Origin of the sequence: Flavobacterium psychrotrophum, assembly GCF_003403075.1 — a bacterium.
Classification (GTDB): Bacteria; Bacteroidota; Bacteroidia; order Flavobacteriales; family Flavobacteriaceae; genus Flavobacterium; species Flavobacterium psychrotrophum.
The window spans coordinates 344580-360986 of the sequence record NZ_CP031557.1; the positions used below are offsets into that span (position 1 = coordinate 344580).

Annotated in this window: 14 protein-coding genes; 7 read left to right on the top strand and 7 right to left on the bottom strand. The window is 41.3% G+C overall.

Annotated features, from left to right (window positions below):
- Both DYH63_RS01340 and DYH63_RS01345 read left to right on the top strand, forming a co-directional pair.
- Window positions 1–1464 carry a glycoside hydrolase family 130 protein gene (locus DYH63_RS01340; protein ID WP_116787088.1) on the top strand — a complete coding sequence of 488 codons (1464 nt, stop codon included), beginning with the start codon at window positions 1–3 and terminating at the stop codon, window positions 1462–1464.
- A gap of 237 nt (window positions 1465–1701) precedes the next feature.
- Window positions 1702–2994 (top strand): MFS transporter, encoded by a 1293-nt coding sequence (locus tag DYH63_RS01345; RefSeq protein WP_116787089.1) that lies wholly within the window; start codon window positions 1702–1704, stop codon window positions 2992–2994.
- A gap of 408 nt (window positions 2995–3402) precedes the next feature.
- Here DYH63_RS01345 and DYH63_RS01350 read toward each other — a convergent pair whose 3' ends face one another.
- From DYH63_RS01350 to DYH63_RS01370, 5 genes are all read right to left on the bottom strand, one after another.
- A complete protein-coding gene (locus DYH63_RS01350) occupies window positions 3403–4626 on the bottom strand; it encodes a cation:dicarboxylate symporter family transporter (RefSeq protein ID WP_116790712.1) in 1224 nt (407 codons plus the stop codon).
- A gap of 39 nt (window positions 4627–4665) precedes the next feature.
- Window positions 4666–5217, bottom strand: a complete 552-nt coding sequence (locus DYH63_RS01355; protein WP_116787090.1) for a HEAT-like fold family protein — start codon at window positions 5215–5217, stop codon at window positions 4666–4668.
- Window positions 5218–5298: 81 nt separating this feature from the next.
- Window positions 5299–6447, bottom strand: a complete 1149-nt coding sequence (locus DYH63_RS01360) for a T9SS type A sorting domain-containing protein (protein ID WP_116787091.1) — start codon at window positions 6445–6447, stop codon at window positions 5299–5301.
- 131 nt (window positions 6448–6578) lie between these two features.
- Window positions 6579–8720 carry a TonB-dependent receptor gene (locus DYH63_RS01365; protein WP_116787092.1) on the bottom strand — a complete coding sequence of 714 codons (2142 nt, stop codon included), beginning with the start codon at window positions 8718–8720 and terminating at the stop codon, window positions 6579–6581.
- Window positions 8721–8985: 265 nt separating this feature from the next.
- Window positions 8986–10257, bottom strand: a complete 1272-nt coding sequence (locus tag DYH63_RS01370; protein WP_116787093.1) for a PQQ-dependent sugar dehydrogenase — start codon at window positions 10255–10257, stop codon at window positions 8986–8988.
- A gap of 190 nt (window positions 10258–10447) precedes the next feature.
- On the opposite strand from DYH63_RS01370, the gene hpt reads away from it, so the two are divergent.
- From hpt to obgE, 5 genes are all read left to right on the top strand, one after another.
- On the top strand, window positions 10448–10978 hold the full coding sequence (gene hpt / locus DYH63_RS01375; RefSeq protein ID WP_116787094.1) for a hypoxanthine phosphoribosyltransferase: 531 nt from the start codon (window positions 10448–10450) through the stop codon (window positions 10976–10978).
- A 24-nt stretch (window positions 10979–11002) separates the two neighbouring features.
- Window positions 11003–11578: an adenylate kinase gene (locus DYH63_RS01380; protein WP_116787095.1), complete on the top strand. Its 576-nt coding sequence runs from the start codon at window positions 11003–11005 to the stop codon at window positions 11576–11578.
- A 62-nt stretch (window positions 11579–11640) separates the two neighbouring features.
- Window positions 11641–12867, top strand: a complete 1227-nt coding sequence (locus DYH63_RS01385; protein ID WP_240409045.1) for a hemolysin family protein — start codon at window positions 11641–11643, stop codon at window positions 12865–12867.
- 186 nt (window positions 12868–13053) lie between these two features.
- Window positions 13054–13596 (top strand): hypothetical protein, encoded by a 543-nt coding sequence (locus DYH63_RS01390; protein ID WP_116787097.1) that lies wholly within the window; start codon window positions 13054–13056, stop codon window positions 13594–13596.
- Window positions 13597–13882: 286 nt separating this feature from the next.
- Window positions 13883–14893, top strand: coding sequence for a GTPase ObgE (gene obgE, locus DYH63_RS01395; protein ID WP_116787098.1), 1011 nt, complete (start codon window positions 13883–13885; stop codon window positions 14891–14893).
- A gap of 317 nt (window positions 14894–15210) precedes the next feature.
- On the opposite strand, the gene DYH63_RS01400 is transcribed toward obgE, so the two are convergent.
- Window positions 15211–15813, bottom strand: coding sequence for a macro domain-containing protein (locus DYH63_RS01400; RefSeq protein ID WP_116787099.1), 603 nt, complete (start codon window positions 15811–15813; stop codon window positions 15211–15213).
- A gap of 49 nt (window positions 15814–15862) precedes the next feature.
- Complete coding sequence (locus tag DYH63_RS01405; RefSeq protein WP_116787100.1) at window positions 15863–16324, bottom strand: hypothetical protein; 462 nt, start codon at window positions 16322–16324, stop codon at window positions 15863–15865.
- Window positions 16325–16407: the final 83 nt, after the last annotated feature.

The window sequence follows — 16407 nt, forward strand, 5'->3', positions numbered from 1 at the left end:
ATGAGATTATCTGTAGAAAGAAAACCCGTTAAAGTACTACCGGATACAAAACGCGTAATAGCCCGTTATTTTTTTAATGGAGAGGAACGCGCCATAGAACTTGTAAAGAAAATACTGGCGCTGGAAAAAGAAGAGATATTTTCGCTGATATCGCCCCTGTTGCAGGATTTTTCTAAAAGGCACCGTAACATAACCCGTAAATTATTGCGCAACAGTGAGCGTGTAAAAAAATATGTGGCTACAGCAGGATTTGACTACAACAACCTCGATGAAAATACAAAGTTGCTTATAGGGTCTTATTTTACGCACGAATATTCTATAGAATCGGCTGCATTTTTTAATCCCAGCATTGTGCCGGATCCTGACCAGACTAACCTGGAGGAAGGCCAGTTGCGTGTTATCATCAGCTTTAGGGCAGTGGGCGAGGGTCACGTAAGTTCGGTGGTATTTCGCAGGGCAATGATTGATAAGCAATGCAATATTACCGTAATACCTGCCGGTAATTATATAGATGAGGCCGAAAAAATACACAATCTGGTATACAACAAACGCCTGTTTCTTAAAAAGGCCGAAGAGGCCGATATCGACGAGCGTTTTACAAACATGGTAGCAAAGGAGTTGGATGAGCGTTTTGATTATGAACAGCTCAAAAAAATTGTGATAGAAGCCCGCGCCGAAATTGAAGAGCCAGAAACCTTAAGGCAGCTTAACCTTATATTGGCACTTAGCGACAGCTACCGCCGTATAACCTTTAGTAAAGATACCGATATTAGTGACCGTGTTATTTTCCCGATATCTGATTTTGAAAGTAAAGGCATTGAAGATGCCCGCTTTGTAAAGTTTACCGACGAAAACGGCAGGCAGAGCTACTACGCAACCTATACTGCTTATGATGGTGTGCACATTATGCCAAAGCTGCTGCGTACAACCGATTTCTACGAATTTAAGACCAGCCCGCTAAATGGGGCAGGGGCTAAAAATAAAAACCTGGCACTTTTTCCGCGTAAGATAAACGGAAAGTTTGCCATGCTAAGCCGTATTGACGGATGGAACAATTACCTTATGTACAGCGATAACATTAATGAGTGGGATGACCCTATTAAAATTCAGGCGCCTGAATTTCCGTGGGAGTTTGTACAAATAGGCAATTGCGGTTCACCTATAGAAACCGATGCAGGATGGCTTATCATTACCCACAGTGTGGGCAGTATGCGCCGCTACAGCATAGGTGCATCATTACTGGATATCAACGACCCTTCGATAGAAATAGGACGCTTAAAAGATCCGCTTATTTTACCTAACCCTGACGAACGCGAGGGTTATGTGCCAAACGTTGTATACAGTTGCGGTTCTATCATTCACGGTGAAGACCTTATCATTCCTTACGGATTGTCTGACCATAGCTCGGGTTTTGCTACCGTTAAGTTACAAACACTGCTGGACAGGCTTACTACGGGAGGGTAGGTAAGTGGTAAGTAATCAGTGTTCAGTAGCTTTACTCATACTACTTGACATTTATTAGTCAACTTTTTTAAGGACGAGACATAAATTACAAACCCCGGTAGACTACTTCTGCCGGGGTTTTTGCTTTTATAATTATATCTTATTTGATTAAGATGCTGAATACTGCGACTAAATTCTAAACACTGATCGCTAAACACTTCAACTGATTACCTATCTTTGCACCAAATTTATCTTATCATGGAAAATGATACGGCCGGTAAAAATCTATCCGGCTTTTATACCAAAAACCCTGTACTAAAAAATAAAGAATTCCGTGCTTACCTTTGCCTGCGTTTTGGGCTGTTCTTTGCCTTAAGCATGCAGATTACCACAATTTTTTACTGGGTATACCAAATAACTAACGATAAACTTTCACTAGGCTTTGTAGGCCTTGCCGAAGTTATACCTGCGGTAGGCTGCTCACTTCTTGCAGGGCATTATGTAGACCTTTCAGAAAAGCGCAAAATGGTGCTTGCCTGCGTAATTTCTTATGTAGTGCTTGGGGTATCGCTGTATACACTTACAACACCTTTTTCGTTTGAAAAGCTGGGGCTTCACACTACGCTGTATCTTATATACTTCCTGGTGTTTGTAGGCGGTGTTATACGGTCGTTTATGGGGCCATCGCTGTTTTCATTATTCGGGCTTGTGGTGGCAGATCGTAAGCTTTATGCAAACGGAACCAGCTGGAGCAGTATGGCATTACAGCTAGGGGCAGTACTGGGGCCTCTTGTAGCAGGTGTAATGATTGCCATAGACGGTGTTGTAACCGGAATGTTTGCGGTAGTGTTTATCCAGATTTTATTGCTGTTTCCTATTATATATATAAAGACTAAACCAGTAGTTAAAAAAGAACAGCGCGAACCCATATTGCAAAGCCTTTCGCAAGGATTACGTTTTGTTGTAAAAACACCTGCCCTTTTAGGGGCACAGCTGCTCGATATGTTCTCTGTACTTTTTGGCGGAGCCATAGCATTATTGCCGGTGTACCAAAAAGAAATACTGCATGTAGATGAGGTCGGATTTGGGTTATTGCGTTCGGCACCGGGAGTAGGTGCGCTCATAACGCTGGGTATCCTGGCATTTTTTCCGTTAAAGACAAATCCGGGTAAAAAGCTGTTTGCTGCTGTAGCCGGCTTTGCCCTTTGCATCATTACTTTTGGGCTTTCTACTAATTTTGTATTGTCGTTTGCGGCGCTGATGTTTAGTGGTATGTTCGATGCCATTAGCGTAGTGGTGCGCGGTACGATACTTCAGCTTGTAACACCAGACCATATGCGGGGCAGGGTAGCCTCTGTAAATACCATATTTATAAGTAGTAGTAATGAGCTTGGTGACTTTGAAAGTGGCGTTATGGCACACTGGCTGGGTACGGTAAGGGCTGTAGTAACCGGGGGCTGTATAACGCTTGGGGTTATTATGGTAACGTTTTTTGCTGCTCCGGAACTGCGTAAGTTTGATTTTGAAGAAGATCATGACAAGCAACAATAAAAATATAGCATTAAAAAGGCCCGTGCATAACACGGGCCTTTAAAAAAGAAGAAAGTTGCTTGTTTGCATTTTATCATTCCTTCAGCTTATTATCTGTTTGCTTCCTAAAGTACAGTTTTACAAGTTCCGTTCCCCTCCGTCACTATCTGTAGTTTGCTTGGCACCCATCATTTAAGCGAACTTTAAAATGGTATTTAAATCTATTACTAAAGTAAATAAAATTACATTTGCTTTATCGCCGGGTGATACTTTTATTGAAAATTTAGAGAAATCTTTTTTTTGCTAAAAAATATGTGGGTTAATTGCTGAAAGTGCTCAATGTTTGTGTTAAATGTACAGTAATTAACAACCTTCTAAAACGTTGTAGTAGGTGTTTGTCTTATCTTATTATGCTTAAAAATGCTAATCTCACATTTTTTCTGCTAAAAGGCTTACCGTTTCACCTTCGCTTTTGCTAATCACGATGGTTGCAATACCATTGCCAATAAAATTAGTTATTGCTCTGGCCTCACTCATAAATTTATCTACACCCAGCAAAAAGGCTAAACCTTCTACAGGAATTTTATGTATGGCCGTAAGCGTTGATGCCAGTACCACAAAACCGCTGCCGGTAACACCCGCTGCGCCCTTGCTGGTTATCATTAATAAACCTATTATAGTTAGTATTTCTGTAAAAGAAAGATGCACATCATACAACTGGGCAAGGAAGATTACCGACATTGAAAGATAAATCGATGTGCCATCTAAATTAAAAGAATAGCCTGTAGGCACTACAAGCCCCACCACCTCTTTACTGCAACCGGTTTTCTGGAGTTTTTCCATGAGATTAGGTAAAGCGGTTTCAGATGATGAGGTACCCAATATAATAATGAGTTCCTCCTTTATATATTTAAGAAACTCCAGGATGCTTATTTTGTAATAGCGCAATATGCTACCTAATATTCCAAAAATAAACACCGCCATAGTAATATATACAGCACCCATTAATCTTGCCAACGGTATGAGGGTATGCAGGCCAAACTTGCCAACTGTAAATGCCATGGCGCCAAAAGCACCTACCGGGGCAAGGTACATTACAAACTTTAGCAGCTTAAATACAAAACCCGATACTTTGTAGAGGTAACCTATAACTACTTCGCGTTTTTTATAATAGTTTAGGGCTACACCGCAAATAATTGCCGCCAGTAGCACCTGCAACGTTACATTGTCCAAAAAAAATTGTAGCCAGCTAAACGTACTGCTCTTATCAACGTACTTAGAGGCATCTTGCAGGGTAAGCCCTGACCGGTCTATATGGCCGGGTTTAAGCACATAAGCTACCGCAACACCTATGGCAAGGGCAAATGTGGTAACGATCTCAAAATATATGAGTGACTTAACGCCAATGCGGCCTACCTTTTTAAGATCGCCCATACCGCTAATACCAAGCACTATGGTTAGAAAGATAATAGGTCCTATAAATACTTTGATCAGCTCAATAAAATACTTGCCTACATTTTCGAGCTTAACCGCTTGTTCAGGATGATAATGCCCTAATACTACACCCGACGTGATGGCGATCAAAACCCAAAAGGTTAGATTGGTAACTATCTTAAGCAGGAAAACCTGTGTTTTGCTAAAATCGCGATCCATTTGTTTGTTTTTATAGTTGTACAAGATAGCAATAAGCGCTTATAATTTTATTTTCTGCAAAATTTCTTTAGCTGCTGCTTTGTAAGCGGCGGTATGTTTTATAAAATCTTCCTGTAATATACGTTGTAGTTCGGGGTATATCCAGGGTTCTGATTTACCAAGCAGATAGAGGGTACGCATAGCATATGCTTTATTAGCCACTTTACCCCCGGGGTTAATAAGCCAGTCAAAACAGGCTTCAGTTATTTGCTGTAGTTGTTGACTGCTAACAAAGTCTTTTTGCTTTTGATGCTGCGTTATTGCAAACAGGCATATTTTAGAAACAGAGCGTATGGCACCATCATTCCTGTATTTAGAAAGTGTGTCGCAAAATTGTGGCAGGTATTCGGTTAACCATACTATTTTATTTTCCAGTACAAGCTCCAGTATCCAGCAGGCTTTGTGGTGGTTTTTGCCTGTAATATCTAAAGCGCAGCTAATAAGCACAGGTAGCAGTTCTTTATCCTGAAATACAAAGCCAGATAATCTGTCGCGCACCGGGCGGTGGGCAGTGCTGTTTGCAATCTCAATTATAAAGTCCTGCGGGTTCATGTGCTTAAATTCAGTCTTTCAAAAATATAAAAAAAGGCGGAGCCGCAATGGCTCCGCCTTCAACAATAGCTATGGGAAGGCTTATTGTTTGATAAACATTTTAGTAGATTGTGTGTTTTGTCCACTAACTTTTATCAGGTAACTTCCGTTAGCAAGGCCTTCAATGTTAATAGCAGAAGCTGTTCCGCTCAATGTACCTTGTAGTAATGTTTTGCCTGTAACATCATATACAACATAGCTTTCGGCATTTTTACCGTTTGACATATTTATATTCAGTACTGTATTAGCAGGATTAGGATATAGTGTGAATGCCGTTGCATACGGGTTATTTACACTGGCGGTACAATCTGCATCAAGCTCTATTTCAATTTCATTAGATACATAGTAAAGACCGTTTAGTTTACCTACACATTGAATTGTGGTCGTAGCATATTCTTCGGCACTGTATGTAAATGTAGAATCGTTTGCTCCTTCAATATCTTCGTAATAATCTACATCAGCGCGTTTAACCTGCCAGTAATATTCATCATATTCAAGTCCGTTTGTAAGGCTGGCTGTAGCTGTTTCGCCGGCGCAAAGCACCTTTTTGCCATCAATAACCGGGGTAATGTTTTCTATATTACAGTTAAGGTTTGCATTTACAATAATAGGTGGCGATGTTGATGTGCTCATAGGGCAAACTGCAGGTGCAGCAACAACGCGGTAAACTCCCGGCTCTGTAATTGTGTATGTAATTGCTGTGGCTCCCTCTATAGGCTCGCCATCTTTGTACCACTGCACTATAGTATAAGGAGACGAAACTGTGTTTGTAATACTGTCGCCTTCGCATATGTAGAACCCGGTTTCATATTGGTAAACTACCGTTTCTGTATATTGATGTTCTATCAACAGGCTTGCCCAGTTGTAGCTGTCTATAAGTAAAACGTTAGAATCAAAAGTTTCTCCATCTTTTGTAACTACTACTTTAATGTTATTAACATCGTAAGTATACCAGTCATAGGTAAAGCTGGCGCTTGTAGCACCTTCAACAGGGCGATATATCCCGTCTGAAAAATATACAGGTACAGCATACCATTGATAGCTGTCATAGGTTACATCTCCTGTAACGGTAGCAGTACCATAAGATTCAAAAGAGGGGCATAGCATAGTATCTCCCTCAATGGTTGGTGCCTGTGCATAGGCCGAAAACGTGAGGCCAAGCCAACACGAAACAAGTAATAATAATTTCATAGCAATACGTTTTTGAATTAATTAAAAAATTGTAGTTAATAGAAAGGATAAAATTAACCATTCAATCCGCTTGATTGCTAAGTTGCTCAGTGATAAAGCGTGACACCCTGCGTGACATTATGTGACATTGCCTAAAAATTATAGGATACGCCCATATTACCATAGTAATTAACAGGTAAGCCGGGATAGTAATAGCGTGGAGGTGCTCCATTAGCACCTGTTGCATTTACCAATACCATAGAAGCATAGTGTGTATCAGTAATATTATTTACACCTGCCGAGATATGCAGGCCAAGGCCAAAACCTGTAGTGTAACGCCAGCCTGCTTTTGCATTAAGCAAATTATAGCTGCTGTTATAAACGGTGTTGGCATCATTTATTGGGGTAGTGCCGGTGTAATAATAATCAGAGCTAAGGTACAGCCCATGTGGTATATTTAAGGTTAAACCAGCATTAACTTTAGTTGAAGGAACACCCGTAAGGTCGTTACCGCTATAGTCAATGTCATTGTTTACAAATTCTTTAAATTCATATTTACCTACAGACAGGGCGGTGTAAGGAATAAGAGTCCACCCACTAGCCGTTTCCAAGTTATATGTTAACGGTATGATGTAAGATGCAGATGCTTCAATGCCCTGGTGTAGTGTCTTGCCTGCGTTTACGCCAATGTACTGGTCATCGCCCACACGCTGCGCTACAAGCAGGTCGTTTATTTCCATACGGTACAGGCTCAGGTCAAGATACAGTTTACGGTCAAAATAAAATTGTTTGGTACCAAGTTCTATGTTATAACCATTCTCAGGCTTAATGTTTGGGTTTATAGTTCCACTTGCGGTAAGTGTTTCTTCAATTGCCGGCAATGAGAAGCCACGGCTTAGGGATGCATACACGGTTTGATATTCTGATGGCTTAAATAATAATGATACCTGCGGCGACCAGATGCCGTCATAGCTGTAGTTTTGAGTTGAAGCAGCACTTGCATGAAAAGTATTGTTGAGGTTAAAACTGGTCTTGTTATAATTTACACCCGCCTGTAGTTCTAACTTTTTACTAAACTCCAGCCTAAGCTGCGCAAACGCATTAATAAAATCCCTGTCCTGTTTGTTGGCAGTAAGCCTGTCGCCCTGTAGCGTCCCGTTGCCGTTATTGTCCTGGTAATTGTTTTCGAGAGTGCCGCCATCATAACCATCCTTAAAATATTCAATTCCCGCAATAAAATGAGTTGCAATAGCACCGAGTTTTGTATTTCCGGTAAACTGTGTACGCCCACCGTAGCCTGTGCTGTTTTGTTTAAGAATGTCAAAGGGGCGCGGCTCATAACTATCTTTCGCATTTATAAAAACAGAGGTTGCATTACTCAACCAGTTGGTAATTTTAAAGTCATACGCCAGTCCGCCCATATAGCTGTGGTATTGTTCATATCCCTTGCTTGCCGCCCAGGTAGGTGCCGCCGCCCGTGGGTTGTTATCAAAGCTTGTTTTAGATACCGAACTGGGTATGTATGCCTTCATGTAGGTATAGTTGCCAAAGTAAGTAAGCTTGCTGCTTTCCTTGCGGAAAAGATCGCCTGCCAGCGTAACACCCTCACGGTAGTAGCTGCTGTTTTTGCGCCAGCCATCACTTTCCAGTTTATGATAATTAATATTCAGGCTTCCGCTTTTAGTGTTGTAGCCATAATTATAGGTGTTTTTTAGTAACCCGAACGATCCTGCCGTGGCACTTACAGTTGCGGTGCTTCGCTCGCCTGTGGCATATTTTGGGTCAATCAGTATTGCACCGCCTAGCCCGGCACCATACAGGCTACTAAGTGGGCCCTTTATTACTTCGATTTTGTTGATTACTTCAAGGTCAATGTCTTCAATGGTAGTTTCGCTGTCGCCGGATGTAAGGGGAATGCTTCCATAAAATGCCCGAATCTTGTTAGTGCCATAGGGTGTTCGTGCCCCTATACCGCGTATAGAAATGCGGTTGGTATTAATGGCCCCACTTTGCATTTGCACACCGGGCAGGGTGTTTAGTACTGTAGCAATATTTGTATTGTCATTGCGCTGAATATCTTTTGCGCTTACTATACTTATAGATGCAGGGGCATCTAGAGGGCGGTTGCTAATGTGGTAATTGCTTATTATTACAGCCGGTATGGCATAGCCTACAGTGTAGCATACCGTAAGTTTAGTGGTGTCAAGTGCTGTAGTTTGCTTTTGGATGGTATCCTGAGCAAAGGCAATGGTTGAAAATAATATGAATGTGGTGGCTAGCAGTTTTTTTAACATTTGATTAGTTCTGGTTATAAGTGCATTTAAGATTTTACCACAGCGAACACAAAGGCTTTCACAAAGTATACTATGTAGATCGCATTTGGCGTAAGGACACAAGACTTTGTGTTCTTTAGATTGCTATTATAATCGCGAAGCTTGGTGCTCCCTGTGAAAAACCTTGTGTCCCTTGTGGTAAAAAATACATGTAAAATTAAAAAAAATCCTGCGGTTTTGCGGCCGCAGGATTTTTCAGAAAAATAATATAGCAAGATGAAAAAAACTATTTTGTGGCGGTAACCTTCCATAGGGTATTACCGCTGTCGTCGTTAACCAGAAGCGATCCGTCATTCAGTACGGTAACATCTACCGGGCGTCCGTATGCTTTGGCTTTTTCGGCATCGGCTAAAAATCCGGTAAGAAAATCTTCCGGTTGGCCGGGTTTACCATCTTTAAACGGAACAAACAGTACTTTATAACCGGTAAGCGAAGCACTATTCCATGAACCGTGCTGGCCTATAAAAGCGCCATTCTTATACTTTTCAGGAAATGCGTCTTTAGTATAAAACGCAAGCCCTAATGATGCTGTGTGCGCTCCCACGGGAACATCGGGTACTATGGCTTTTGCTACCAGCTTTTTGCCCTGGCCTTTCATGCGAGGGTCTTCAATCTGTCCGTAGTATGAATAGGGCCATCCGTAAAAACCACCCTCTTTAACGCTGGTAATATAATCGGGCACCAGGCCGTCGCCCAGTTCGTCGCGTTCATTAACGGCAGTCCATAGTTGTTTTGTAACCGGATTCCAGTCCATGCCCACCGGGTTACGTAGCCCGCTGGCATACACACGCTCGCCGGTACCATCGGGGTTTACCTCCAGTATGTTGGCACGGCGTACCTCATTACTCATGCCATGCTCTGCTACGTTACTGCCAGACCCTACAGATATGTATATCTTAGATCCATCTGCACTGGCTATCAGGTTGCGCGTCCAGTGGTTGTTGTAGCCACCCGCAGGTAGTTCTACTATTTTTTTGCCTTTGCCTTGTAACTTGGTGTCACCATCTTTATAAGGGTATTGGTACAATCCATCGGTATTGGCAACATAAAAACTGTTGTTTAATACTAACAGGCCATAGGGTTGGTTAAGGTCTTCGGCAAAAACCACACGGGTTTCAAAAGTGCCGTCTTTATCTTTATCACGAAATAGTGTTATCTGGTCTGCACTCGATGCAGTGCCGCTTTCGGCTACAAAAATGTCGCCATTAGGTGCTATATAGGTATTTCGCGGGTTCTTAAGGTCGCCTGCAAATTTGGTTACTGTAAACCCGGTAGGTGCTTTAGGGGTATTAGTACCCCAGTCTTCCATGCCGTTTCTATGGGTAACACTTTCGGTTGCAAAAGGTGCCGGCAGGTTTAGCGGGCCTATGGCTGTTTGCACCGTAGTGCCGCCTTCTGCCTTAGCTTCCTGCTTTTCTTCTTTATCAAGTTTTTCTTTTTTACAGGCAGTAAGGCACAGGGCACCGGCAAGGGCTATAGAAAATAATGCGGTTTTCATGAGTGGTATTATTGATGGAAAATTAATAATCACACTAATTTAGTTGTAAACCTCCTTTATGTTGTGTTAAACGGCTGAATATTAAAGCTAATTTAACATTCATAAAAAAAGTAGAAAATACCGTTAAGCATATAAGTCGCTGTGGTACAATTAGTATATTTGCAATTCAATTACAACTCAATATACACAGGTGATACAGCTTCACGACAAACACTTTGTCCCTTTTCTATCTGCCGCAGACCTCGATGCTACACTTCAGCGTATGGCAAAACAGGTTACAGAAGACCTTAAGGGCGAAACTCCCATATTCATTGGGGTGCTTAATGGTGCCTTTATGGTAGTTTCAGATTTTGTAAAACATTATAAAGGTAACTGCGAAGTAAGCTTTGTAAAAGTAGCTTCTTATGAAGGTACAGGCAGCACGGGCGAAGTAAAGCAACTCATTGGCCTTAGCCAGAGCCTTGCAGGGCGCAGCGTGGTTATAATAGAAGATATTGTAGACACGGGCAATACCATAGAAGAACTGAAAAGAATGTTTGAAGGCCAGGGGGTAAAGCAGCTTAAGATAGCTACGCTTTTTTTTAAGCCCGAAGCCTACACTAAAAACGTACCGCTGGATTATATAGGCTTTGAAATACCCAATAAGTTTATTGTAGGGTATGGCCTTGATTATGATGGCCTGGGCCGCAACCTACCCGAAATTTACCAGTTAAAGGAATAAATACTAAACACAATCTATACAACAATGATCAATATTGTACTTTTTGGAAAGCCGGGCGCCGGCAAAGGTACCCAGGCAGAATTTTTAAAAGGAAAATACAATCTTACGCACATTTCTACAGGCGACATTTTTAGGTTCAACATCAAAAATGATACGGCACTGGGTAAAGAAGCCAAGTCTTTTATAGACAGGGGCGACCTGGTTCCGGATGCGCTTACAATAAAAATGCTTCAGGATGAGATAGAAAAGCATGAAGGTACTGCGGGTTTCCTGTTTGACGGATTTCCGCGTACTGTGGCACAGGCAGACGAGCTTGATACATTTGTTATCTCTAAAGGATGGCAGATTGATGCAACCATTGGCCTTGAGGCTGATGACGACATTCTTGTAGCACGCCTTTTAGAGCGTGGAAAAACAAGCGGGCGTGCCGATGACCAGGACGAAGCCCTGATTCGCAACCGCTACCAGGAATATAATGAAAAGACCGCACCACTTGTTGATTATTACTCTAAGCAGGGTAAATATTATGCAGTGGACGGCATAGGGTCTATCGAGGAGATAACCGAGAGGTTAAGCCTTGTTATAGATAGTCTTAACTAAATAACCATCCGTTGGAAATAGCCATAATATTATTTCTTATTATTTTAAACGGGGTGTTCTCTATGAGCGAGATCGCACTGATCTCTGCCCGTAAGAACCGCCTCGAAGCTGCTGCCAAAAAAGGTAATGCCAGTGCACAAACCGCACTGGACCTGGCAAACGCGCCTAATAAATTTTTGAGCACGGTACAAATAGGTATTACACTTATTGGTATCCTTACCGGTATATACTCCGGGGCACAGGTTACAGATGATGTAAATACATTTGTGTCTTCCTTTGCTGTTTTAAAGCCGTATGCCGAAAATTTATCTGTAGGTATTGTAGTTGTAATACTTACATTTTTTTCGCTGGTATTAGGAGAACTCCTGCCTAAAAGGGTAGGACTTACGTTTCCTGAAACTATAGCAAAAATGGTTGCTGTACCCATGAAGTACATCAGTATTATTACAGCGCCGTTTATCTGGTTGCTTACCATAAGTACTGACGGGCTTATGAAAATCTTCAACATTCGCCCTACGGCAGATGGTAAAGTTACCGAAGAGGAGATCAAGGCAATAATAAAAGAAGGTACAGAAGGTGGTGAGGTACAGGAAATAGAGCACGACATTATGGAACGTGTTTTTCATATTGGCGACCGTAAGGTAAACTCGCTGATGACCCATAGAAAATCTGTTTCTTACCTGAGTACTGACTATAATAAAGACAGTATTCGCGAAACCATGCTAGAGGAGTTGCATTCTGTATACCCGGTATGCGAAGGCAATAACCTTGATGAGGTAATGGGTGTAGTACTTCTAAAGGATATTTTCGCTAATTATGAAAACTCGGCCTTTAGCCTGAAAGACATTATTAAAGAGCCTGTGTATCTTATAGAGCATACATCTGCCTATAAAGCCTTGGAGATATTCAAAAAGACGAAAGTACACTATGCGCTGGTTACAGATGAGTATGGTGTGTTTCAGGGTATCATTACATTAAATGATATTCTTGAAGCCCTTGTGGGTGATGCTGCCGACTTCTACGAAGACGAGTTTCAGCTTGTTGCAGAAGCCGATGGTACCTGGACGGTAGACGGGCACTATCCGCTTCACGACTTTTTAACCTATTTTGACCTTGACGACCTGATACCCGATTATGAGGTAACTACCGTAAGCGGCCTTATTATGACAGAGCTTAGCTATATACCCAAAGAAGGAGAGAAGCTGGCATGGCATTTGTATGAACTTCAGGTTGTAAAAATGGAAGGTGTTAAGATTGATACCGTAAAAGTACGTTCGTTAAAAGAGTAGTAATCAGTTATGGTTTGCAGTAGCTTCACTTATAAGCAGAACGATTAAAGTAATGACATTAAGTAATAAACAAAATAGCCGGAGGTAAAAAACTTCCGGCTATTTTTTTTGTAAAAAGTTGCTGTAATATTTTGGACTTATTTTGAAAAGTATATATTTGCACTAATCAATTTTAATCAACCAATTATGAAGAAAATTATCTACCTCTTTATTGTTTTAGGTGCTCTGTCAGTTACTGCACAAACTAAGAAAAAAGCAGTTACAAAAAATGCTACAACTAAGACTGCTGTAGCTACATCTGCTGTAGAGAAGCCTGAAGAAAAGAAAATATTTATAGCTAAAGATGATGTCATCATCCAAGATGGCAGGGCAGTGCTGACTTTTGAGAATATATATTTTGAAGATTATGCAAAAAATCTTTATCCCGTAGCGCTACAGTTACTAGCTGAAGAGTCTCAGTTTATAGATACCGAGATGACTAGCAGTAAGCTAAATAATATGATGCTTACAGCATATGTTAATGCTAAGTATTCAATAGCAAACGAAAGTACTTTTAAAGCAAAAACCATTACTATATTTTTTTACGACACATATGATGCATGGTCACTAAATGTAACATTTGATGCTACAGGTAGTAATGGGGTTAACTTCGAAGATAAGTATATTACTTTTTTTGACAAGGCAGGGGTTAAAGAAATGAAGGCTGCTTCGTTAACTAAAAAGCAATAAAATAGACATGATAACAAAATCGCCGGAGGTATATGCTTCCGGCATTTTTATTTTCAGGATTTTCTGTTAAGCTTTCTTATATAGTTAAACTTCCGGATTTTAGGATATAAAGGTTTTAGTTATACTTATGACTAAAATAATGGCAATCAAATGCATCAATTAACAATGCCCTATCATGGTAATACTAAGGGCAGTATTCTAAATTCATAAAAATAACGTACTTTTGCACCCTGAAAGTTTTTTTTAGGGCTTTCAGGCTTTTGAATTTAAACTTTAAACTAAAAAAATGACAGAAGGTAATTTTGTAGATTATGTAAAGATATATGTGTCTTCCGGTAAGGGAGGAAAAGGATCTACGCACCTGCACAGGGAGAAGTTTATTGAAAAAGGCGGCCCCGATGGTGGCGATGGTGGCCGTGGTGGGCACGTTTTTCTGGTGGGTAACAAGAGTTTATGGACGTTGTTTCATCTTAAGTTTGCACGCCACATTAAAGCAGGCCATGGTGGCGACGGTGGTAGCGCACGCAGCACCGGTGCCGATGGTGATGATAAGTTTATAGAAGTGCCGCTGGGTACCGTGGTAAAAGACCAGGAAACTGGTGAGGTGCTTTTTGAAATAACAGAGCACGGCCAGAAGCAGATAATTGCTAAAGGTGGTAAAGGTGGTTTGGGTAACTGGCATTTCCGTACCTCTACAAACCAAACGCCGCGTTACAGCCAGCCGGGTATGCCGGCTGAGGAGAACGATATATTATTAGAACTTAAGGTACTTGCCGATGTAGGTCTTGTAGGCTTCCCTAATGCGGGTAAGAGTACGCTGCTTAGTGTGCTTACATCTGCCAAGCCAAAGATTGCCGATTATCCATTTACCACGCTTAAGCCCAACCTGGGTATTGTGGCATACAGAGATTTTCAGTCGTTTGTAATTGCAGATATACCGGGTATTATAGAAGGCGCTGCCGAGGGTAAAGGCCTTGGACATTACTTCCTGCGACACATAGAGCGTAACTCGGTACTGATATTCCTTATTCCGGCAGATGCCGATGATATTAAAAAGGAGTATGAAATATTGCTGGACGAACTACGCCGCTACAACCCTGAAATTTTGGACAAGGAGCGCGTAATTGTAATTTCTAAATGCGATATGCTGGATACAGAACTTACAACCGAAATGAAAGCTAACCTTGATGTTACCTTTAAGAACACGCCATATTTAATGATATCGTCTGTAGCACAACTTGGGCTTACAGAGCTTAAAGATAAGCTTTGGCAAATGCTGAATGTGCCGGCTGTTTAGGTTGGTTTTTTTGAGAATAGATAGAAGATAATAGACCGCCCTGATGAGGGCGGTTTTTTTGTGTGGTGCTGTCATTGCAAGCGCAGTGCAGTTCAGCGATCTCAAAAAAGGAACGCGGATGACACGGATGCTTCGCAATCGCGGATTAGCGCAGATTTTTCGGTGCATTTCTTGGAGGAACTGAGCGGAGGAATCTCAATAAAAATTATAAGATTGCCACGGTTGTTCCTCCCTCGCAAAGACGGTACGTGAAGAAAGTATCCAAATCCGGTACTGTCATTGCGAACGCAGCGCAGCGGAGTGTGGCAATCTCATAATTATAAAAATTCTTTATTTGTCTTTAGTGACTGATGGTGTTTAACGGCATCAATAAATAAAGGAAATTCGGGGACTTCTTTTTTTACAATTTCTTTGTAAGCCATAAACATTTGGTTAGCCGCTACGTTAAAAGGCATCTTTCCTGTGCCCGTGCATAGGCCGGGTACGGCAACGCTGTTTATCTCCGGATGGGATATACGGGCAGATAAAATTCCCTTCATGGCAAGGTAGGCATTAACCGATTCAGGTATTTGTTGGCTGCCGGGTACCCTCATGGTTGGTGCACAAACAATGAATTTTCCCGACCGGGATTGCATTATTTCGGTTTGCCCCACCAGCAATTCGTTAAGGGAGAGCTGTTTTATCCTGCGCTGAAGCTCAGCTTGTATGTCCCAGCCGTATTTCTGGGAAATAAACAAATCGAGTCCGCCATCCATAAACCCGAAAGAATTTCCCGGACTAACAATAGCATCGCACTGCGCATCAAAAATATTGGCGTCAACAATCTGCACATTAGGGTCAAATTCAAAATGCTTTTGCCATGCAGCGCCAAGTGCTGGGGTATTGTAGTGTACGAGTTTTATGTTGAGGTTGTGTGGCATTACTTTTTTACGATTGGTTCTTATCTCTAAATTTACAGTTTGCAAACCGCTAATCCTTCTCCTTTACAATAAGCGAATAAAATTCTAAATCCTTCCTGATATGGATTGTATTCAGGTGTTCCCATTTTTCTCCTGATTTACGGTATATTTTAAACGCGTTTGATTCTTTTTGCTTGGATACAGAATCGCCTTTTTTTAATATATCATCCATATAGCTGTAAATAGAAAAGTATTCGCCGTTGGGAGAAACTTTAATTTCCCTGCCATTTCGGCCATGCATCGCTACATCTAAAATTACAGCTTCTATTTTTTTGTCGTAAAGCGCTTTAAGACTGGAATACGATGAAAATTTAAGATAGCCCAAAAAACCAAGCATGAGGGTAATGGCAAATATTGTTTTAAAGCGTTTCAGGAAAATCTTCTTTTTATCGCCGTTGCAGTCATTCTCGTTATAGAGCTGCCCCATTATTTTTTTAAAATCCATATCAGAAATAAAATCCAAGTTTTTCATGGTGCTTCTTTCTTCCCCAAATTTACATTTTTAAAATCTATTCGCTACTTTTACGCAAATAAAGACCGTAAAGAAACTCTCCA